This window comes from Pedobacter sp. AW31-3R (assembly GCF_052180285.1).
GTDB lineage: Bacteria > Bacteroidota > Bacteroidia > Sphingobacteriales > Sphingobacteriaceae > Pedobacter.
Genome location: NZ_CP197475.1, coordinates 860,147 through 880,891, shown reverse-complemented (window position 1 = coordinate 880,891; position 20,745 = coordinate 860,147). Strand labels below are relative to the sequence as shown.

The 20,745-nt window shown below is 39.4% G+C and carries 18 protein-coding genes and 5 tRNA genes; 1 reads left to right on the top strand and 22 read right to left on the bottom strand.

Annotated elements, in window-relative coordinates; translation table 11 throughout:
• Positions 1–61: 61 nt before the first annotated feature.
• The 19 genes from rpoB to ACSBL2_RS03625 all read right to left on the bottom strand — a co-directional run bounded on the left by rpoB (position 62) and on the right by ACSBL2_RS03625 (position 13,673).
• Entirely contained in the window at positions 62–3,865 is a 3,804-nt protein-coding gene (gene rpoB / locus ACSBL2_RS03715) for a DNA-directed RNA polymerase subunit beta (RefSeq protein ID WP_442590321.1), read from the bottom strand.
• A 155-nt stretch (positions 3,866–4,020) separates the two neighbouring features.
• Positions 4,021–4,395 (bottom strand): 50S ribosomal protein L7/L12, encoded by a 375-nt coding sequence (rplL, locus tag ACSBL2_RS03710; protein ID WP_442590320.1) that lies wholly within the window; start codon positions 4,393–4,395, stop codon positions 4,021–4,023.
• A gap of 63 nt (positions 4,396–4,458) precedes the next feature.
• The gene (gene rplJ / locus ACSBL2_RS03705; protein WP_442590319.1) at positions 4,459–4,980 is read right to left on the bottom strand and encodes a 50S ribosomal protein L10; all 522 of its coding nucleotides are present in this window, start codon (positions 4,978–4,980) and stop codon (positions 4,459–4,461) included.
• 2 nt (positions 4,981–4,982) lie between these two features.
• The gene (gene rplA / locus ACSBL2_RS03700) at positions 4,983–5,681 is read right to left on the bottom strand and encodes a 50S ribosomal protein L1 (protein WP_265830055.1); all 699 of its coding nucleotides are present in this window, start codon (positions 5,679–5,681) and stop codon (positions 4,983–4,985) included.
• A 23-nt stretch (positions 5,682–5,704) separates the two neighbouring features.
• Positions 5,705–6,148, bottom strand: coding sequence for a 50S ribosomal protein L11 (rplK, locus tag ACSBL2_RS03695; RefSeq protein ID WP_073232496.1), 444 nt, complete (start codon positions 6,146–6,148; stop codon positions 5,705–5,707).
• 77 nt (positions 6,149–6,225) lie between these two features.
• Complete coding sequence (gene nusG / locus ACSBL2_RS03690; protein WP_442590318.1) at positions 6,226–6,768, bottom strand: transcription termination/antitermination protein NusG; 543 nt, start codon at positions 6,766–6,768, stop codon at positions 6,226–6,228.
• Positions 6,769–6,777: 9 nt separating this feature from the next.
• Positions 6,778–6,975, bottom strand: a complete 198-nt coding sequence (gene secE / locus ACSBL2_RS03685) for a preprotein translocase subunit SecE (protein ID WP_442590317.1) — start codon at positions 6,973–6,975, stop codon at positions 6,778–6,780.
• Positions 6,976–6,988: 13 nt separating this feature from the next.
• Positions 6,989–7,059 (bottom strand) — tRNA-Trp (locus ACSBL2_RS03680).
• Between the two features lie 74 nt (positions 7,060–7,133).
• Positions 7,134–8,321: an elongation factor Tu gene (gene tuf / locus ACSBL2_RS03675; protein ID WP_442590316.1), complete on the bottom strand. Its 1,188-nt coding sequence runs from the start codon at positions 8,319–8,321 to the stop codon at positions 7,134–7,136.
• A 128-nt stretch (positions 8,322–8,449) separates the two neighbouring features.
• Positions 8,450–8,521: transfer RNA gene (locus tag ACSBL2_RS03670), tRNA-Thr, on the bottom strand.
• Between the two features lie 36 nt (positions 8,522–8,557).
• Positions 8,558–8,633, bottom strand: a tRNA-Gly gene (locus ACSBL2_RS03665).
• Between the two features lie 11 nt (positions 8,634–8,644).
• A tRNA-Tyr gene (locus ACSBL2_RS03660) sits at positions 8,645–8,727 on the bottom strand.
• A 36-nt stretch (positions 8,728–8,763) separates the two neighbouring features.
• Positions 8,764–8,836: transfer RNA gene (locus ACSBL2_RS03655), tRNA-Thr, on the bottom strand.
• A 173-nt stretch (positions 8,837–9,009) separates the two neighbouring features.
• Complete coding sequence (gene hpf, locus ACSBL2_RS03650) at positions 9,010–9,357, bottom strand: ribosome hibernation-promoting factor, HPF/YfiA family (protein WP_442590315.1); 348 nt, start codon at positions 9,355–9,357, stop codon at positions 9,010–9,012.
• Positions 9,358–9,371: 14 nt separating this feature from the next.
• Positions 9,372–10,256, bottom strand: coding sequence for a tyrosine-type recombinase/integrase (locus ACSBL2_RS03645; protein ID WP_442590314.1), 885 nt, complete (start codon positions 10,254–10,256; stop codon positions 9,372–9,374).
• A gap of 137 nt (positions 10,257–10,393) precedes the next feature.
• Complete coding sequence (gene rpsU, locus ACSBL2_RS03640) at positions 10,394–10,588, bottom strand: 30S ribosomal protein S21 (RefSeq protein WP_041878250.1); 195 nt, start codon at positions 10,586–10,588, stop codon at positions 10,394–10,396.
• Positions 10,589–10,796: 208 nt separating this feature from the next.
• Entirely contained in the window at positions 10,797–11,960 is a 1,164-nt protein-coding gene (locus ACSBL2_RS03635) for an acyl-CoA dehydrogenase family protein (RefSeq protein WP_442590313.1), read from the bottom strand.
• Positions 11,961–12,155: 195 nt separating this feature from the next.
• Positions 12,156–12,683 (bottom strand): adenine phosphoribosyltransferase, encoded by a 528-nt coding sequence (locus tag ACSBL2_RS03630; protein ID WP_442590312.1) that lies wholly within the window; start codon positions 12,681–12,683, stop codon positions 12,156–12,158.
• Positions 12,684–12,686: 3 nt separating this feature from the next.
• Positions 12,687–13,673: a ComEA family DNA-binding protein gene (locus ACSBL2_RS03625; protein ID WP_442590311.1), complete on the bottom strand. Its 987-nt coding sequence runs from the start codon at positions 13,671–13,673 to the stop codon at positions 12,687–12,689.
• 83 nt (positions 13,674–13,756) lie between these two features.
• Between ACSBL2_RS03625 and ACSBL2_RS03620 the strand changes: the two genes are divergently transcribed.
• Complete coding sequence (locus ACSBL2_RS03620; RefSeq protein ID WP_442590310.1) at positions 13,757–15,508, top strand: lysophospholipid acyltransferase family protein; 1,752 nt, start codon at positions 13,757–13,759, stop codon at positions 15,506–15,508.
• 207 nt (positions 15,509–15,715) lie between these two features.
• Here ACSBL2_RS03620 and ACSBL2_RS03615 read toward each other — a convergent pair whose 3' ends face one another.
• From ACSBL2_RS03615 to ACSBL2_RS03605, 3 genes are all read right to left on the bottom strand, one after another.
• On the bottom strand, positions 15,716–16,252 hold the full coding sequence (locus ACSBL2_RS03615) for a hypothetical protein (RefSeq protein ID WP_442590309.1): 537 nt from the start codon (positions 16,250–16,252) through the stop codon (positions 15,716–15,718).
• Positions 16,253–16,419: 167 nt separating this feature from the next.
• Positions 16,420–17,844 carry a hypothetical protein gene (locus ACSBL2_RS03610; protein WP_442590308.1) on the bottom strand — a complete coding sequence of 475 codons (1,425 nt, stop codon included), beginning with the start codon at positions 17,842–17,844 and terminating at the stop codon, positions 16,420–16,422.
• A 111-nt stretch (positions 17,845–17,955) separates the two neighbouring features.
• Positions 17,956–20,697: a TonB-dependent receptor domain-containing protein gene (locus ACSBL2_RS03605; RefSeq protein ID WP_442590307.1), complete on the bottom strand. Its 2,742-nt coding sequence runs from the start codon at positions 20,695–20,697 to the stop codon at positions 17,956–17,958.
• Between the last annotated feature and the right edge of the window lie 48 nt (positions 20,698–20,745).

Below are 20,745 nucleotides of genomic sequence, written 5' to 3'. Positions count from 1 at the left end.
TAAAAAGCCGGAATGGAAACAGGCCTTAGCCTTTTCCATTCCAGCATTAAAAAATTCAACATTAGTCTAACGTAATATCTAAACCTAATCCGCGCAACTCATGTACCAGTACATTGAATGATTCCGGTACACCTGGAGTTGGAAGGTTCTCGCCTTTTACAATTGCTTCATAAGTTTTGGCCCTGCCGATCACATCATCTGACTTCACAGTCAGGATTTCCTGCAGGATATTAGCGGCACCGAATGCCTCTAATGCCCAAACCTCCATCTCACCGAAACGCTGACCCCCGAATTGGGCTTTACCACCCAATGGCTGTTGTGTAATCAATGAATATGGTCCGATAGAACGGGCGTGCATTTTATCATCAACCATGTGACCTAGTTTCAGCATATAAATAATACCTACTGTAGTTGGCTGATCGAATTTTTCTCCCGTTAAACCATTATGTAAGTAAGTTCTTCCTGAAGCAGGAACACCAGCTTTAGCGATCCATTCTTCCACTTCATGGTGTTTGGCACCATCAAAAATCGGAGTAGCAAATTTAACACCCAATTCTTTACCGGCCCAAGCCAATACAGTTTCGTAGATCTGGCCCAAGTTCATACGTGAAGGTACACCCAGTGGGTTCAACACGATATCAACAGGAGTTCCGTCATCAAGGAACGGCATATCTTCATCACGAACGATACGGGCAACAATACCCTTATTACCGTGACGACCAGCCATCTTATCCCCTACTTTTAACTTACGTTTTTTAGCTACATAAACTTTAGCCATCTGTACAATACCTGAAGGCAACTCATCACCCACACTGATGGCGAATTTATCACGTTTGTATGCACCAAGCTCTTCGTTTACACGAATACCATAGTTATGAATCAACAGTTTAATCTGATCATTTTTGTCATCATCAGTTGTCCATTTGTATGGGTTGATGTGTGCAAATTCTAAATCAGCTAAACTTTTCTGTGTAAACTTAGCACCTTTAGGGAACAACAGTTCTTTATAAACGTTGAAAATACCCTGGGATGTTTTACCATTCACAATCTGGAACAGTTTGTCTACCAGCTCATTTTTAAGGTTAGTCGTCGCCAGGTTATATCTCTTGTCTAATTTCTCGATCGCTGCTTTTTCTTCAGCTTTCGTAGTTTTCTTAGCTCTTGAGAACAACTTGGTATCAATTACCACACCTTTAATCGATGGAGGTGTTTTCAGGGATGCATCTTTTACATCACCCGCTTTATCTCCAAAGATAGCGCGTAATAATTTCTCTTCCGGTGAAGGATCCGACTCTCCCTTTGGTGTAATTTTACCAATCAGGATATCGCCTTCTTTTACTTCAGCACCGATACGAATGATACCATTCTCATCTAAATCTTTCGTCGCCTCTTCAGAAACGTTAGGGATATCTGGTGTTAATTCCTCTTCCCCACGTTTTGTATCACGTACTTCCAGTTCAAACTCTTCAATGTGCAATGAAGTGAAGATATCTTCACGGACAATACGCTCAGAGATTACAATCGCATCCTCAAAGTTATATCCCTGCCAAGGCATGAAAGCAACTTTTAAGTTTCTTCCCAAGGCAAGTTCACCATTTTCAGTTGCATAACCTTCACACAGTACCTGTCCTTTTACCACTTGCTGACCTTTCTTAACGATTGGTTTCAAGTTGATACAGGTATTCTGGTTGGTTTTCTTGAACTTGATTAATTTATATGTTTTGCTATCACCTTCAAAAGATACCAAACGATCTCCATCGTTACGTACATATTTAATGGTAATCTCATTTGCATCCACATACTCCACAACACCATCGCCTTCCGCATTGATCAGTGTTCTTGAGTCACGTGCCACACGGCCTTCAAGACCAGTACCAACAATCGGTGCTTCAGGACGTAACAATGGTACGGCCTGGCGTTGCATGTTGGAACCCATCAGGGCCCTGTTCGCATCATCATGCTCAAGGAAAGGAATCAATGAAGCAGCAATCGAAGTAATCTGATTTGGAGCAACGTCCATTAAATCCAATTTCTCCGGTTCAATGATCGGGAAGTCACCCTCGTAACGTGCTTTTACACGTGGAGTGGTAAAATTACCTTTATCATCATATTCAGCATTTGCCTGTGCAATGGTTTTACCATCCTCATCTTCAGCAGAAAGATAAATAACTTCTTCTTCTACAGCCACCACGCCATCTTTAACGATTTTGTAAGGGGTTTCTATAAATCCTAAAGTATTGATCTTCGCGTGAACACAAAGTGAAGAAATCAAACCAATGTTTGGTCCCTCAGGTGTTTCAATCGTACATAACCTGCCGTAGTGCGTATAGTGAACGTCACGTACCTCAAAACCGGCACGCTCACGGGAAAGACCACCCGGACCTAAAGCTGAAAGACGACGCTTGTGCGTAATCTCCGCCAGAGGGTTGGTCTGGTCCATAAACTGCGACAACTGGTTGGTACCAAAGAAAGAGTTAATTACCGACGATAACGTACGGGCATTAATCAGATCTGTTGGTGTAAACACCTCATTGTCGCGGATGTTCATCCGCTCACGGATTGTACGTGCCATACGCGCCAGACCTACACCAAACTGAGCATATAGCTGCTCACCTACTGTACGTACACGACGGTTTGACAAGTGGTCAATATCATCCACCTCTTCTTTAGAGTTGATCAACTTGATCAGGTACTTAACAATCGCAATAATATCTGCTTTTGTCAATACTTTAACGTGATCAGGTGTATCCATCTTCAACTTACGGTTGATACGGTAACGACCTACATCTCCTAAGTCATAACGTTTATCCGAGAAGAAAAGACGCTCAATGATACCCCTTGCCGTTTCCTCATCAGGTGGTTCTGCGTTACGCAAAGCACGATAGATGTTTTCCACAGCCTCTTTTTCAGAGTTTGAAGTATCTTTTTGTAATGTGTTATATATAATAGTGTAATCTGCCTGACTTGCACCATCATCTTTAGATAAGATAATAGTTTTCACACCGGCGTCAATGATCATATCGATATGCTCATCTTCCAGCACAGTATCCCTGTCAAGGATTACCTCGTTACGGTCAATAGAAACAACCTCACCTGTATCCTCATCCACAAAGTCTTCAACCCATTTTCTCAATACCCTTGCCGCTAACTTACGGCCAATGTATTTTTTCAAACCAGATTTACTAACTTTTACTTCATCCGCTAAATCGAACAATTCAAGGATGTCTTTATCTGAATCATAACCGATAGCACGCAATAAGGTAGTTACCGGGAATTTTTTCTTACGATCAATATACGCATACATGACATTATTCACGTCAGTTGCAAACTCGATCCATGATCCTTTAAATGGAATAACACGTGCAGAATATAATTTAGTTCCGTTAGTGTGACGGCTTTGGCCGAAGAACACACCCGGAGATCTGTGTAACTGAGAAACAATTACGCGTTCTGCACCGTTAATTACGAATGTACCTTTAGGGGTCATATAAGGTATGGTACCTAAATATACATCCTGGATGATGGTTTCAAAATCTTCGTGTTCTGCATCATTACAAGACAATTTCAATTTTGCCTTTAGCGGAACACTGTAAGTTAACCCACGGTCAATACACTCAGGTATATCATAACGTGGTGGGTCAATAAAATAATCTAAAAACTCAAGAACAAAAATATTCCTTGAATCTGTGATTGGAAAGTTTTCAGCAAAAACTTTAAACAAACCTTCTGTATGACGGTTGTCTGAAGTAGTTTCTATCTGGAAAAATTCTCTGAATGATTGCAACTGTACATCAAGAAAATCGGGATAATCAATGATGTGCTTACTTCGTGCAAAATTTACTCTCTGGTCGACTTTATTTGCCAAGGTACTAAAGTTAAATTTAGTTTAAGAATAAACTATTTGTTTGGTTTGCCGTATACCATCCCACCAACCAAACTTAGATGAAATGTATATAAACAGGTATAGACTCCGACTGTACAGTCGGAGTCTATGTTTAAAGTTATATTGAGTGTAAGTTATTACTTAACTTCAACTACAGCTCCAGCTTCTTCTAATTGAGTTTTCAAAGCATTAGCTTCGTCTTTAGAAACACCAGTTTTAACTTCTTTTGGTGCACCATCAACTAAATCTTTAGCTTCTTTCAAACCTAATCCAGTTAAGTCTTTAACCAACTTAACAACTGCTAATTTAGAACCACCAGCTTCTTTTAAGATTACATCAAAAGTTGATTTTTCTTCAGCTGCAGGAGCAGCATCACCAGCAGGACCTGCAACAGCAACTGCAGCAGCAGCTGGTTCAATACCATACTCGTCTTTAAGGATTTGAGCTAATTCGTTAACTTCTTTAACTGTTAAGTTTACCAATTGCTCAGCAAACGCTTTTAAATCTGCCATTTTATAGAGTTTTTAAAATTTTACGTAAAATAAATAATAATTAATATGAACTTTTAAGGAGTTCTAACCTTCTCTTTCCTGAAGAGTTTTAACAAGTCCTGCAATCGTGTTTCCACCTGATTTCAATGCAGAAATAACATTTTTAGCTGGTGATTGTAACAAGCCAATGATGTCTCCGATAAGCTCTTCTCTTGATTTCAAGCTTACCAATGCATCTAAATGATTATCTCCAACAAAGATTGCTGTGTCAACGTATGCTGCTTTAAGTGTAGGTTTATCAGAACCTTTTCTAAGCGCTTTAATCAATTTAGCCGGGCTATTACCTACTTTAGAGAATAATAACGCTGACTGACCTTTTAATGCACCAAAGATTTCTGAATTGTCGCCTTCTAATCCTTCGATCGCTTTTCTGATCAAAGTATTTTTAGCTACCTGCATTTCAATACCGCTTTCGAAACATTTGCGGCGGATAATGTTAACTTTCTCAACAGATAAGCTTGATGTATCGGCAATATAAAAATTACCAAATTCCTGCATCTTCTCTTGAAGAGCTGAAACTACTTCGTGTTTTTCTTCTCTGTTCATAATTAGATACCTGCTACTGATTTAGTTTCGATTGCGATTCCAGGGCTCATTGTAGAAGACACGTGAATGCTTTTAAAATAAGTTCCTTTTGCTGCAGAAGGTTTTAGCTTAGAAATTACCTGAAGTACTTCTAATGCATTTTCATATATTTTTTCTGCTGGGAATGATACTTTTCCTACTGAAGCATGAATGATACCACTTTTGTCAACTTTAAAATCAATCTTACCGCCTTTTACGTCAGTTACTGCTTTACCAACTTCGTTGGTTACAGTACCTGATTTAGGGTTTGGCATAAGGTTACGTGGACCTAAAACGCGGCCCAGTTTACCTACTTTTGCCATACAAGCAGGAGTAGTGATAATAATGTCAACATCAGTCCATCCACCTTCAATCTTGGCTACATATTCGTCTAAACCTACAAAATCTGCACCTGCTGCTTTAGCCTCTTCTTCCTTATCAGGATTACAAAGAACTAATACACGTACAGTTTTACCTGTACCGTGTGGTAAAGTAGCGATACCACGAACCATTTGGTTCGCTTTACGCGGATCTACACCTAAGGAAACATCGATATCAACCGAAGCATCAAATTTAGTTGTAGTGATTTCTTTAACCAAAGCAGCCGCATCCTGTAAAGAATACGTTTTACCAGATTCTAGTTTAGCATGTGCCTTTTTTTGATTTTTTGTTAATTTAGCCACTGTTGTAAACTGTTTTTTGTTAATTAATTTGTCCAGGGTGCATCGCCGCTTACGGTGATTCCCATACTGCGTGCTGTACCGGCAACCATACTCATTGCCGATTCGATAGTGAATGCATTTAAATCAGTCATTTTATCTTCAGCAATTGACTTAACCTGATCCCAAGTCACCGAACCAACTTTCTTACGGTTGGGCTCAGCAGAACCACTCGTTAATTTAGTAGCATCTTTTAACTGGATAGCTACAGGAGGGGTTTTGATGATAAATTCGAAAGACTTGTCAGCATAAACAGTAATTACAACAGGTAATACTTTACCAGGCTTATCTTGGGTACGAGCATTGAATTGCTTGCAAAATTCCATGATGTTCACCCCTTTAGCACCCAATGCAGGTCCTACTGGTGGTGATGGATTTGCGGCTCCACCCTTGATTTGTAATTTAACAAGCGCACTGACTTCTTTTGCCATTTTCTGATTTGTTAATTGTAATACTCAATGTTATAATGTTGGAAGCAAGTAACATTTAAGATTTTTATAATAGTATACTATTCTTTTTCAACCTGCATATAGTTCAGTTCCAATGGAGTTTTACGTCCAAAGATCTTCACCATAACTTTTAGTTTTTTCTTCTCTTCGTTAACCTCTTCAATTACGCCGGTAAATCCGTTGAAAGGACCGTCCATAACTTTAACATTCTCTCCTACATAGTAAGCAATGTTCATGGTTTCACCTTCCTGGCTCATCTCATCAACTTTACCGAGGATGCGGTTAACTTCTGCCTGACGCATCGGAACCGGATTACCACCCTTGTCTCCAAGGAAACCGATTACGCTGTTCACGTTCTTTATAATGTGCTCTAACTCTCCGTCTAATGTAGCTTCTATCAACACGTAACCAGGATAAAAGTTGCGTTCTTTCGCAATCTTTTTTCCTTCTTTCATCTGATAGTATTTCTCCATTGGGATTAATACCTGAGGAACTAGATGAGAGAAACCTAAACGGCTGATTTCAGAATCAATGTATTGTTTTACCTTCTTCTCTTTACCGCTTACCGCCCTAACTACATACCATTTTAACTGATCGCTCATTTAGCTATATTAATTAGAAAGTGATTTATAAAAAGTATCCAAAACAAAAGTAGATCCTTTATCCATTGCAAAAATAACGATTGCAATAATAAATGAAGCTACCAGTACCAACACTGCAGAACTTTGCAGTTCTCCCCATGTAGGCCAGGTAACCTTTTGGGTCATTTCTTCGTAAGACTCTTTAAAAAATTGAACTACACCAGCCATATTTAAGATTTTGCACGGGAACAAGGATTCGAACCCTGATCAAAGGTTTTGGAGACCTCTATTCTACCGTTGAACTATTCCCGTAGAGAACAAAGTACTCAGGCATTAACGCCCAAGTACTTTGTTTTATTATTTTACGATCCTGAAAAGGACAGTAATTATTTTACAATTTCAGTTACCTGACCAGCTCCTACTGTTCTACCACCTTCACGGATAGCGAAACGAAGACCTTTTTCCATTGCGATTGCGTTGATCAATTTAACATTGATAGTTACGTTATCACCTGGCATAACCATTTCAGTTCCTTCTTGTAACGTGATTTCTCCTGTTACGTCAGTGGTACGGAAATAGAATTGTGGACGGTATTTGTTAAAGAATGGAGTGTGACGTCCACCTTCAGCTTTTGATAATACATAGATCTCAGCTTTGAAATCAGTGTGAGGAGTTACAGAACCTGGTTTACAGATAACCATACCACGACGGATATCAGTTTTCTCAATACCACGTAACAATAAACCTACGTTATCACCAGCTTCACCATAATCAAGGATCTTACGGAACATCTCAACACCTGTTACAGTTGATTTAAGATTTTCTGCACCCATACCTAAGATCTCAACTGGATCTCCAGAGTTGATTACACCACGCTCAATACGACCAGTTGCAACAGTACCACGACCAGTGATCGAGAATACGTCCTCAACAGGCATCAAGAATGGAAGGTCAGTTAAACGTGGAGGAATTGGAATGTAGCTATCTACAGCATCCATTAATTCCATAATTTTAGCTACCCATTTATCATCACCGTTCAATCCACCTAATGCTGAACCTTGAATTACAGGGATATCATCACCAGGGAAGTCATAGAAAGATAATAATTCACGAACTTCCATCTCTACTAATTCAAGTAATTCAGGATCGTCAACCATATCCACTTTGTTCATGAATACTACTAATGAAGGTACACCTACCTGACGAGCCAATAGAATGTGCTCGCGAGTTTGTGGCATAGGACCATCTGTAGCTGCTACAACGATAATAGCACCATCCATTTGCGCAGCACCAGTAACCATGTTTTTCACGTAATCCGCGTGACCTGGACAGTCAACGTGAGCATAGTGACGGTTAGCTGTTGAATATTCAACGTGAGCTGTGTTAATAGTGATACCTCTTTCTTTTTCCTCTGGAGCAGAGTCAATCGAATCAAATGAACGCGCCTCAGATAAACCAGCATCAGATAACACTTTAGTGATAGCTGCTGTTAAGGTTGTTTTACCGTGGTCAACGTGACCGATTGTGCCGATGTTTAAGTGCGGCTTGCTGCGGTCAAACTTTTCTTTTGCCATGTTTTTATACTTATTAGTAGGTTAACTTTTTATTTTTAATTTATTGTTTTGATACAATTTCAATACAAAAAACCTTGTTGATTCTGCTTACCTTAACAGATTTAACAAAGTTTGCTTTTCTATTCCTGAGCCAACGATGGGACTTGAACCCATGACCTCTTCCTTACCAAGGAAGTGCTCTACCGCTGAGCTACGTCGGCTTTTACTCAAGACCATCACGCCGACTGCCCTTTGAATGGAGCGAAAGACGAGGTTCGAACTCGCGACCTATAGCTTGGAAGGCTATCGCTCTACCAACTGAGCTACTTTCGCTTTTATTATTGTGGGGGGAGAAGGATTCGAACCTTCGAAGTCTTGCGACAACAGAGTTACAGTCTGTCCCATTTGGCCACTCTGGTATCCCCCCATTTCTTCAAACCGCCACAAAATTGCGGGTTTAAAGAGCCTCCTATCGGGATCGAACCAATGACCTACTGATTACAAGTCAGTTGCTCTACCAGCTGAGCTAAGGAGGCTTTTGTTAGTATGTTAAACATTCACAGAACTACCAATCTTTTAGGGTTACCCCCTGTTCCGATTGGGAATGCAAATCTACAAGAATATTTGTTACTTGCAAAACTATTTTAAAAAAAAATCCAACAGTTTTTAAGCTGCCGGATTTTTCTTTAGAACTCCTGAAAATAGTCGCCTAATAATCAGTCACTTCATCAGCATTCAGCATGGCCTTGTGCTCAGAAAGTTTTGCTCTTGTTTTATCTTTATGTTTGGTAATTTGTTTTTTGAGCGATTCAATTGACAAATCTGTTGCTTCTTCAAAAGTCTTACATTGCTCCTTTGCGAACAATACTCCCCCCGGAACACTTAATTTAATCTCACTTATTTTATTCGCTTCATCTTCTACATTCTCTAGTTTCAAATAAACTTCACCATTTATAATCTGGTCATGGAACTGCTCCAGCTTATCCATTTTTTTCTGAATAAAGTCTAACAATTTAACATCTGCAGTGAAATGGATTGATTGAACTGTAATTTTCATGTGGTCCTCCTTTTTTACGCCTTTGGATGGGCTTGTTTATATATTGTTTTTAATCTTTCAATAGAATTGTGCGTATAGACCTGTGTGGCGGCTAAACTCGCATGCCCAAGCAGCTCTTTAATCGCATTTAAGTCAGCACCCCTGTTCAGCAGACTTGTTGCGTAAGAATGCCTCAAAACGTGCGGACTCCTTTTATCCTGTGTGGATACATATGTCAAATAACGTTTTACCGTTTGGTAGATCAATTGCCGGTACACTGCGGTACCTGTATTAGTAACGAACAGATCGTCCGTTTTGTTATTAAAATTCTGTAACGTTTTTAACTGCAGGTAATCTTTCAACTGATTGACAAGCTGTTTGGGGATAGGAATAATTCTTTCCTTTTTTCTTTTCCCCATTACTTTAATGGTTTCCCTATAGAAATCAACATCCTGATCTTTAAGCCCCAGCAATTCCGATAAACGCATTCCTGTTCCAAACAGCGTTTCAATAATGAGTCGATCCCTTACTGAAGGGAAACTGTCATTAAAAAACTCTTCTGAGTCAAGCAACTCATCCAGTTTTCCGTCATCAATGAACACCGGAAGACGTTTGGCCGTTTTAGGTGCTTTTATTTTTGCCATCGGACTTGAGCTGATCGTGCCCATACGGTGCAGGTGTTTGTAGAAACTGCGCAGTGCCGACAGTTTACGACCGATAGAACTTGCACCGATCCCCGCTTCCACGAGGTACACCATGAAGTCCCTGATATGCACATATTTTGCCGCTTCAGGCAACAGCTCAAAAGTGGTGGTTAAAAAATCTGTAAACTGTAAAAGATCGGTCCGATAGGCCTCTACCGTATGCAGGGAATAACGCTTTTCCTGTTCAATATATTTTAGGAATGATTCCACCAGCATAACAATAAAATTAGGTCTCTGTTTGGTGAATGTACAAAATATTGGGTATAAAAAAAGAAATGCTAAAGAAAAAAAAAAGCGCCGGAGAAAATTTTCTCCGGCGCTTTTAATTGTATAAATAATGTCTACTGTAGGAATTAGATTTTTCCTTCCAGGTGCATATTTTCTTTATAAATCGCGTGTTTAACTAATGTACGACGAGCTACAGATTTTTTCTCGTATGCCTGACGGCTGCGTAGTTCTCTTAATACACCAGTTTTTTCAAATTTCTTTTTGAAACGCTTAAGGGCTTTATCAAGTGATTCGCCGTCTTTAATATTAATTATGATCATAACGTAAAAATACCTCCTCTCGTTGTTTTGGGATTGCAAAGGTAAGCGTTAAATATTTAACATTCAACATTATTTGAAAATACCTGACAATAAAGGAAATAAGGAATGGACAAAGGAGAAATGTAATAAAAAAAAATCCGGCATGCTTAGGCATGCCAGACTAAAGGTATGTTTGGTTTGTGTTGTATTTTTTGTCTTGAAGAAAGGACTAGCCGTTTAAAATTTCCCTGGCAATAACAATTTTCTGGATTTCTGAAGTCCCCTCGCCTATCGTACACAACTTACTGTCCCGGTAAAACTTTTCCACAGGGAAATCTTTCGTATATCCATATCCACCAAAAATCTGAACTGCATCGGTAGCTACCCTAACGGCAACCTCCGAGGCAAAATATTTAGCCATGGCCGATTCTTTCGTCATATTCTTTCCGCGGTTTTTTAGGTCTGCAGCCTGTCTGATCAGCAACTCTGCCGCCTCAATTTCTGTTGCCATATCCGCCAGCTTAAAGCTGATCGCCTGGAAACTGGAGATTGGCTGCCCGAACTGATGTCTTTCCTGTGCATAGGCCAGGGCTGCTTCATAAGCACCTTTTGCAATTCCCAGTGATAATGCGGCAATAGAAATCCTGCCTCCATCCAGCACCTTCATTGCCTGTTTAAAACCTTCACCCTCCTTACCTAAAAGATTGGCAACTGGTACACGGCAATGATCAAATATCATTTCTGTCGTTTCAGATGCACGCATCCCCAATTTGTTCTCTTTTTTACCCGCAGAGAATCCCGGCGTACCGCGCTCCACAACAATAGCCGATATCCCATTGGCACGGCCCTTTTCTCCGGTCCTGACCATCACCACAGCGACATCACCAGATTTGCCATGGGTAATCCAGTTCTTGGCACCATTTAAGATATAATGATCTCCATCAAGCGTAGCCGTGGTCATCATGCGCAGAGCATCAGATCCTGTATTTGCCTCGGTTAATCCCCAGGCACCAATCCATTCCCCGGTCGATAGCTTACTTAACCATTTATGTTTTTGTTCTTCCGTACCAAAGGCCAGGATATGTCCCGTACACAAGGAATTATGTGCAGCCACAGAAAGGCCTACAGAACCGCAGACTTTAGAAATTTCTACCAGCACATCCACGTACTCCTGATAGCCAAAACCGGAACCCCCATAAATTTCCGGTACTAAAACTCCCATTAATCCCAGCTCCCCAAGTTTTTTAAAAACTTCAACGGGGAAAAACTGAACTTCATCCCATTCCATCACGTGCCCGCGAATATGCCTCTCTGCAAAATCCCTGACCATTGTTCTCACCATCTCCTGATTTTCGGAGACACTAAAGCTGAACCCTATCTCTTCTGTTAACATACCGTTTATTATCTTATTTGGTTGGGACAATTATAGCCAATAAGCTGAATTCAACAGCAAATATTAATTTGCCAGCAGACAGAACGAAATGGTATTCAGTTCAATTACACCAGTATTACTGTCGGCAAGAAGATAATATAGCGAAATATTATTTAATAAATTTTACAAATCAGGGTTTGGGACAGCGTTCCGGTTTTAATAAGAGGCCAAAGCAAAGGTAGCAGGAGAAAATGTTTTTAAACGCTCTCTTCCATTCAGGAAATCCAGTGCAATGATAAAGGAATACCCTTCTACCACGGCGCCCAATTTCTCAATTAACTTAGACGCGGCAACTACGGTACCTCCTGTGGCCAGTAAATCATCATGGATCAATACATGTTGTCCCGGCGCAATGGCATCTTCATGCAGCTCCAGTGTAGCACTGCCATATTCCAGGTCGTACGACTGCTGAATGGTCTTATATGGAAGTTTTCCCGCTTTCCTAATGGGTACAAACGGAACATTCAGCAGATGTGCCAGTGACATCCCAAATAAAAAGCCCCTGCTTTCGATGCCGGCAACAACATCAATTTGCAATCCGCCAAGCTGTTCAGCCAGTGCAGCAGTTATTTCGCGGCACAAACCAGCATCTTTTAATATTGGCGTGATATCTTTAAATACAATTCCAGCTTTCGGGAAATCACTTACATCACGTACGGTCTGCTTAATTTTTGTTTCAATCATGACTTAAAAAGAAATATACGGGGCTATTTTATCCACCGTTTCCGGAGAAAGGATAACCACCTTTTTTAAGTCTGCAATATTACCATAATTTCCGTGTTGTTTACGGTATTGTACCACTGCCTTTACTTGTTTATAAGTAAAATATGACAGTTTCCTGTAATCCGTCTCGGCTATCGTATTGATATTGACCTTCCTGATCAATGCGCTGTCGATCCGCACCTGCGTTGCTATCTCCTGATATTTCAGACTATCCAGCCCGGGAACTTCTTTCAGTTGCTCCTTATGGTAAAAACCTCCCAGTCTCTCCCGGTATTGAATGATCCGTTTTGCAAAAAATGGACCGACACCTTTAATCTCATCCAACCTGGCTTCGTCAGCTCCATTGACCTCTATTACAGGCCGCGCAGTCGCTTTCGACTTGGAAACAGTCCCGGAAGCCAGGGGAATACCTTGCACGACTAGCGTAGCCGCCGAATTACCCTGTAGGGCACTCCTCCCTCCATTTGCTGCGCGATAAAATTTCGCACTGTCTTTCTGTAAAGAAGATTCACCTATATATATATAAGGTAGCCATTGCTGATACAGCACAGGACTAACCGTATACATCTTCTTCAGGTCCTCGGCCTTATAAAACCTGCCCCCCTTCTCCCTGTACTTTAAAATGGCAAAAGCCTGCTTCTCCGATAATCCCAGGGACTGCCATCCTGCCGCATCAAGAGTATTGGGGTCAAATCTGAACAGCCGTACTTTCGTTCTTCCTTCAAACCTGTTTTTAAAATTCCTTTTTTTATCCTTCGCATCATCATCTCTCTCCACTAAAATCAACTCTTGTATCGCCTTCTGCTCCGCAACTGCGTCATAAATCTCCGGACAGAAGTAACGATATAGGTATGGACTTGCCATCACTACCATAATCAATACGATCATCACCATTAATCCGTTATACTCCTGTTTTGAAAAACTAAAGTAATTAATAAGCCTTTTTCTCATGTCGGTTTAATGTACTGCCGATTATTAGAAATATAAATCTTATTTTTGAGGTTGCGGATTATTCCGCCTATCCAGTAGTAAATATGAAGATCATAACCACCAAAGAATTTGCAAAAGCCACAAAAATCGATAAATTAAGAGTTCCGGGGCTGGCAGCCCTGCTCATGGAAGTCATGAAACTGAATGATATCAATAAAGTATTTTCTCAGAACCAGCACTTCAACGGTTTAGAATTTGTAGATAAGATTTTGGAAACTATAGGCGTGTCTATAGATTTTGATGAAGATGACCTAAAGAACATTCCAAAGACAGGTGGTTTCATTGCAGTTGCCAATCATCCGTATGGTGGTGTGGAGGGACTGGCATTAGTTAAACTATTGTGTACCGTAAGGCCGGAAGCGAAGGTTATGGTCAACTTCATTCTGCAAAAAATCCCTAATTTGAATGAGTTCTTCGTTGCAGTCAACCCCTTTGAAAATGTACAGCATTCCTCTAGCATCAGCGGATTAAAAGCGACTTTTGATTTATTGCAGAACGGGATTCCTATAGGGATCTTCCCAGCCGGTGAAGTATCTACCTTCAGTCTGGACAAACAGGAGATCACCGACCGATTGTGGCATCCTGTAGTCGGTAAGTTAATCGCCAGGGCTAAAGTGCCCGTGGTTCCTATCTATTTCCATGGCAGCAACGGTGTATTATTCAATATCCTAAGTTTCATACACCCTACACTTCGCACGGCCAAACTCCCTTCGGAATTTTTAAATAAACAGGGATTAAAAATAAAAGTAAGGATAGGAAAGCCTATCCACATTCAGGATATCTCTTACAGAAATAACACCAACAAGCTGCTCGACTTCTTACGTGCACGTACTTATGCTTTAGGCACAAGTATAGAAGAAGAGAAAAAACTGTTCAATCCGATCAATCTGTTTAAGATCCGAAAAAAGCCGCAACCTGTAATCGAGGAAACCTCAAGAAATAGTATTGTAGAAGAAATCAGCCAGCTGGAAACCTTCCGCGTGTGGGCTGAAAAGAACTATGAAGTATATATCTGCCCTACGGCAAATATGCCCAATGTCTTAAGGGAAATTGGCCGTCTGAGAGAAATCACTTTCAGGGAAGTGGGTGAAGGCACCAATAAAAAGATAGACTTAGACAATTACGATATTTACTACAGCCACCTTTTTATATGGGACAAAGAGCTGCAGAACATTGTAGGCGCCTACCGTATCGGAAAGGGAGATGAAATTCTGAACACCATGGGCCGCAGAGGTTTTTACCTCTCGGAATTGTTCAAAATCAAGGAACCTTTTTATCCGGTATTGCGCCAGGGAATAGAGCTCGGCAGGTCCTGGATCCGCAAAGAATACCAGCAGAAACCTTTGCCGCTATTCCTGTTATGGAAAGGTATCTTAAAATATCTCCTGGACAATCCACAGTACAGGTATATGTTTGGCCCGGTGAGTATCAGCAACAACTTCTCTAAGTTCTCTAAATCGCTTATCGTAAACTATATCACAAAGAATCATTTCGATTATGAACTGGGGCACTATGTAAAACCGAAGAATAAGTTTAAGGCCGACTTGTCGGCTATAGATAAAGATTTGTTGATTGAAAGCAGTGAGTCGCTGAAAGATCTTGACGGACTGATTTCAGATATTGAGAATACACACATTAAGATCCCGGTGCTGTTAAGGCAATACCTGAATTTAAATGCAAAGATCATCTGTTTCAATATAGATCCGAAGTTCTCTGATTGCCTGGATGGATTTCTGGTAGTAGATATGAGAAGTATACCACCGGAGATGCTGGAAAAGATTGGAAAGAATTTTTAGTAAAACATGCGGTTAGATAGAGTTCAGTGCCTTTCAACAGATTGTCACTGATGAACAGTGAGGTATGTAATTACTCAAAACAGTATAAAAAACAAAAGCCCGGACATCCATCTGGGCTACTGTTATCAACTAAACCATTAACTATAAATACTAACCAGGTATTTACAATGCAAATGTAAGGCTACCATGTTAAGACATAATTAAGGATCAGTTATTAATAAACTTTGGATAAAAATACTGCTTGACATAAATCGTATCTCTAAACCCTGAGGAACCTTCTGTCTGCATTATAACCTGAGCTTCCAGAATCCATTTTGATTGATCTGCTGCTTTCTCAGGGGTAAGATTGCGTCCTTTAACATACCCATCCACAGGACGGCTAGACAGCATGTAACAAGCAACACAGTTTCTGTTGACTATTACTTTCCTATTAAGAATATCTCGCTTGTTCAATAAAAAAGCATCCCCCTTCTTCGGTGCCATTATATAAATATATGTTGACATTGAAGACCGTTGACCACTAAAAAATATCCTTTCCTCTCCTTTTCTTAAAGGATTACTAACATCATTCAAATTAAACTTTGCCTCCTCACTAAAAAAATACTCGCATGTCCCATACTCCGGACATACCGTTAGATTTGTTTCATCAATCTCAATCGCAGTATTTACACCCTTTTCCTTTTTACAGGAACAAAAGGAGAGGGATAACATAAGGACAGCAAATAGTAGACAATTTTTATTCATAATGATTTGATTAATAGATTTATATTCCTAAAACGAAACACGTGTACAATTCGCTACAATATCCATTATGATTTTCAACATTATATCTTGAGCGCTAAAATACCTCAATACAAAAAAAGTCCCGGGTGAATACACCACAGGACTTTTTTATATGCAATATTTTAATTTTATTTTACAGCACCAGGTGTTGTATAAGGTAAAATCTGAGGATTATAATTAGCCCAACCAGCAGTCCAGTCAGTTGAACCAAATGCACCTTTATAAGCTACTTGTTCAAAGAAAGAATCAGCTACTTTAGCATGTGCAAATGAAGCACCTGTTGCAGCTGGAGAATTAGCAATCAAAGTAAAGTTTGGAATACCAACTCTTGCTGATGCTACTAAGTCTGAAGAAAATTTAAATGCATCAGTATAGATTCCAGCTCCAGTTAAATCAGGAGAGAAAGTATTGTTAGCAGTTAAGAATGGAGTAATTAAAGCCAGGGTTGCTGCACTGGATGCTTTAATCTGGTTACCTTTACTATTACTTCCTGCGATAAGGTTGTTAGCAAATACTGTACCTCCAGCTAATAGGTATGAAGAAGAGTTTGCTGCATTAGCAGGTAAAGCATCATCATAAAAAACACCTTCAGTGTAACCTGCAACTACTGAGTTAAATAAATTCATTTGTGAATTACGACGAATCTGTACAGCATGCTGATAACTTGCATTAACAGTTCCCTGACCAACAGGACCTAAAATTGTCATATTAGAGAATACCGCGGATGTTTTAGGTGTACTGGCATCACCGCTTTGCATATTATCGGATTCGAAACCATTTGAACCTGAAACGTCAGCTGTTGAGGCAAGACGTTGAGCCAGTCCAAATTGAATTTTACCTGAGAAGCCATTATCTGTATCAAAGTCATCATCCCAAGTCGCTACTGTTAAGAGGTGTTTAGCATTAACAGCTCCACCAAACCATTCAAAAGCATCATCACCAGAACGGTAAACTTCTACGTATTCTACAGTTGTACCTGAACCAACGCTACCAAAAGTAACACCATTGATTTCATTATCCGGACCTAAAGCGATACCAGCAAATTCAACACGCACATATTTTAACACACCTGAATTATCAGCATTATCTGTACCACCATGTTTAGCTTTATCCGTTGCATCACTAATACCTTCAATCCCTACTGATGTACCTAAGTTATTCAGTCCTTTCCCCAAAAGAATTAAACCTCCCCAATCACCACGGTCACGTCCGCCAGCCGGCTGATTTGACGTAAATACAATTGGTTTCTCAGCAGTACCAGTTGCATTAATTTTAGCACCTCTTGTAATAATAAGAGCCGCTTTTGTAGCTTTATCACCTTTAATAATAGTTCCAGGCTCAATAGTTAATGTTACGTTATTCGTTACGAACACATTGCTCTTTAACAAGTAAATTTTATCAGAAGTCCATGTAGTTGCTGTAGTAATATCACCACTTACGACAACAACACCTTCTTCAGTTGTTGGTTCATCAGTATCATCATTATTATTTTTTGAACAACTTGCGAAAAACACAAGTAAACTCAAGGCAGTTGCTAATAATTGTTTTTTCATTTTCTGTTTGTTTTTATTAGTACAAAATTGCAATTCGGATTTAACTACTACATTAACACTACTTTAAATAATCATTAAGCATAACCAAGCAGTGTTAATGTAATATTAACATTAGAATGTATAGGAGAAGGCTACAGAGAAGTTACTTCCTGCTTTATAGCTGCTCACCGTATAATCGCCACCTGCTACATCATATTTTTTATTGGTGTCGATATCATAATAAAGGGTTGTCCTCTGATTCAAGATATCTCCTGCATTAAATTTAAGCTCTCCCTTATTCTTTAAAACTTTCATGCCTAACTGCAGATCGATAACATTCCTCGGCGCTTCCCAGATCCCTTTGTAAACACCACCACCAGCAACAGCCAGTCTGCGACCAACTTTGTTGTAAAGTGCATTAAATGTCAATTTGTTATCCATAAAGCTATGCATCAACCCTGCATTGATCACATAAGGTGCCTGACCAACCATAGCACGATCAGACTCAACATTGAACAAACCTGTATTGGTATCATTTACTACTTTAGATTTAACAAAAGTCAGATTCGTATACGCTGTAGTATTTTTCATGAAATCATTTTCAACTATGAAGTCCAGGCTTTTACGGATTTCAAATTCAATTCCATATACCGTAGCTTTATCCGAATTAAAATATTGAACAGTTCTGGTAGAAGTTGCATCATTATTAAAGGTTTCAATTGCATTTTTAAACTTTTTGTAGAAACCAGATATTGAAATAATCTGCCCAGCTTGCGGATATAATTCAAACCGGATATCAGCGTTGTCGATGGAAGACCGTTTCAGGTTAGCATTACCTTGCAAATTTGAAAGGGTCTCATAATCATAGTATGTACCAACAGACAATTCTCTGAATTCCGGACGAGCCAACGTACGGTAATAAGAAGCTCTCAAATTAATCTTATCTGTAAGACTATAGGTAAAGTTTGCAGATGGTAAAACATCAATATAATTTTGGTCAACATTATTTGCAGTTGAATTTTTAGGTTCCAATTGTAAATTGAACTGTTCAACCCTTGCGCCCCAAACGATCCTTGCTTTATCTCCAAGTTTATTATCCAACATTACGTAACCTGCGTTTGTCAAAGAGTTGGCAGTGTAGCTATCCAATGAGTTATTCAATTCAGAAAGTTTATAGCTGTTGTTATTTAAAAGGTCTCTTCCATAAAGGGTATTAATAGGCCTTATTCTGATTTCTTCGGTATCATCATTAGTTCTAAGCTCAGCACCAATAAAACGAACATCAAACGTACGGTCGCGATACAGAGAAGTTAATCCGGTTTTGAAAGTCGCTTTGGAATTAAAAATAGTCACAGGTAATGAATAGTTAACAGCTCCGGTATAAACATTTTCATTCATTCGGGAGAACAATCTCGCGTTCTCTCTGCCTAAAGTGGTAATATTAGCAGAATATGGTGCAGTTTCAGGTTCAGAAATATTCCTTGCATAATTCAGTTTTCTCTGATCTGGCTGGTCATTTAAAACATTGCTAAAGCTTAAAGACCAATTCAGTTTTGAATTCCTTTGTCCTAATTGGTGGCTACCTTCAACTGTAGATTTCAACAAAGATTTCTGCATCAAATCAAATGCATAGAATTGAATATCACTTGATATTGCTCTGTTTAACCCTTCTCTGTATAGAAACTGGTCATCGTAAATTCTGTTGTAAATATTTTTAAAGGTAATTTTGTTCTTACCAAAAGTATATGCAAAGTTAGCTAAGGCACCAACATTGGTTGAAAATTTATAAACATCGTCTTTGTAATCGAAATCATAATAATCACGGACAACATCTGTCAGTATAGTTTGTGAATTGCGGTAGGTTAAGGAAACAATAGCACCCAGTTTAGAATTATTTTTCAAGTCCTTAACTTTACCTAAAGTCACCTGATAATTTTGTGTAGGTAAAGCAGTATGGTTATATATATTCCAATCCTGTGGCAAACCTTTCAACCCACGGATATTTTGTGCTTCAGTCAATCCATTCTGGATCCTTGTGGTACTTGGAAAGTTATCCGATAAAGCCTTCATTCCATTATCAAAGCCAAAATAATCTGAAGTATTCCTGGTACCACTTTTAAAATCTTTAAAGGTCGAAGCTGTATTATATCCTCCCCCAACACCGAATGAAAAGAAATTCTGTTCAGGAATATCTTTAGTACTGATTTGAATTGCACCGCCAGCAAAGTCACCAGGAAGATCTGGTGTAGCTGTTTTATTGATGATAAGATTATCTACCAGGTTTGATGGCACAATATCAAATGAAAATGCCTTTCTATTGGGTTCAGTACTTGGTAAGGTAGAACCATCAAGCATTGCCGCATTATAACGGTCACTCAATCCACGTATAACCACAAATTTATTATCCTGAATAGTTGTTCCGCTAATTCTCTTTAATACATCAGATGTGTTTTTATCCGGAGACCGTTTAATCAACTCAGATGAGATACCATCTGAAATTAAAGCACTATTCTTTTGTGTGGCATAAAGTGCATTTACACTTTCTTTTTTAAATGATCCCTGAATAACGACCTCATTCAGGTTTTGAGAATTGGATTCTTCTAGAATAACATTCAGAATAGTATTTTTTCCCCCTGTTACTTCAACTTCACTGATATCTTTTCCAGTGTAACCTATATACTGAAAGCTCACAATATATTTACCATTGCTCAAACCCGTAATGGAATATTTTCCATCCACATCTGTAGCCATACCCTTTGCAGAGCCTTTTATTTTTACAGTAACACCAATGAGGGTTTCGCCCGTCTTTTTATCGGTAACAGTCCCAGAGATTTTTCCTGTTCCCTGAGCGAAGCCAGCGGCACTCATAATCATACAAATTAGTATGATCAGCGCCTTTTTGAATTGTAGTTGTGATTTCAA

What these genes read in the sequence shown, in the direction of transcription:
- ACSBL2_RS03635 (WP_442590313.1), bottom strand. Translation starts at nt 11,960, where the DNA reads ATGTTAACAGAAGAGATAGGGTTCAGCTTTAGTGTCTCCGAAAATCAG.
- ACSBL2_RS03625 (WP_442590311.1), bottom strand. Translation starts at nt 13,673, where the DNA reads ATGAGAAAAAGGCTTATTAATTACTTTAGTTTTTCAAAACAGGAGTAT.
- ACSBL2_RS03620 (WP_442590310.1), top strand. Translation starts at nt 13,757, where the DNA reads ATGAAGATCATAACCACCAAAGAATTTGCAAAAGCCACAAAAATCGAT.
- rplK (WP_073232496.1), bottom strand. Translation starts at nt 6,148, where the DNA reads ATGGCAAAAGAAGTCAGTGCGCTTGTTAAATTACAAATCAAGGGTGGA.
- tuf (WP_442590316.1), bottom strand. Translation starts at nt 8,321, where the DNA reads ATGGCAAAAGAAAAGTTTGACCGCAGCAAGCCGCACTTAAACATCGGC.
- secE (WP_442590317.1), bottom strand. Translation starts at nt 6,975, where the DNA reads ATGGCTGGTGTAGTTCAATTTTTTAAAGAGTCTTACGAAGAAATGACC.
- rpsU (WP_041878250.1), bottom strand. Translation starts at nt 10,588, where the DNA reads ATGATCATAATTAATATTAAAGACGGCGAATCACTTGATAAAGCCCTT.
- ACSBL2_RS03630 (WP_442590312.1), bottom strand. Translation starts at nt 12,683, where the DNA reads ATGATTGAAACAAAAATTAAGCAGACCGTACGTGATGTAAGTGATTTC.
- hpf (WP_442590315.1), bottom strand. Translation starts at nt 9,357, where the DNA reads ATGAAAATTACAGTTCAATCAATCCATTTCACTGCAGATGTTAAATTG.
- rplL (WP_442590320.1), bottom strand. Translation starts at nt 4,395, where the DNA reads ATGGCAGATTTAAAAGCGTTTGCTGAGCAATTGGTAAACTTAACAGTT.
- nusG (WP_442590318.1), bottom strand. Translation starts at nt 6,768, where the DNA reads ATGAGCGATCAGTTAAAATGGTATGTAGTTAGGGCGGTAAGCGGTAAA.
- ACSBL2_RS03615 (WP_442590309.1), bottom strand. Translation starts at nt 16,252, where the DNA reads ATGAATAAAAATTGTCTACTATTTGCTGTCCTTATGTTATCCCTCTCC.
- ACSBL2_RS03610 (WP_442590308.1), bottom strand. Translation starts at nt 17,844, where the DNA reads ATGAAAAAACAATTATTAGCAACTGCCTTGAGTTTACTTGTGTTTTTC.
- ACSBL2_RS03645 (WP_442590314.1), bottom strand. Translation starts at nt 10,256, where the DNA reads ATGCTGGTGGAATCATTCCTAAAATATATTGAACAGGAAAAGCGTTAT.
- rplJ (WP_442590319.1), bottom strand. Translation starts at nt 4,980, where the DNA reads ATGAACAGAGAAGAAAAACACGAAGTAGTTTCAGCTCTTCAAGAGAAG.
- ACSBL2_RS03605 (WP_442590307.1), bottom strand. Translation starts at nt 20,697, where the DNA reads ATGATTATGAGTGCCGCTGGCTTCGCTCAGGGAACAGGAAAAATCTCT.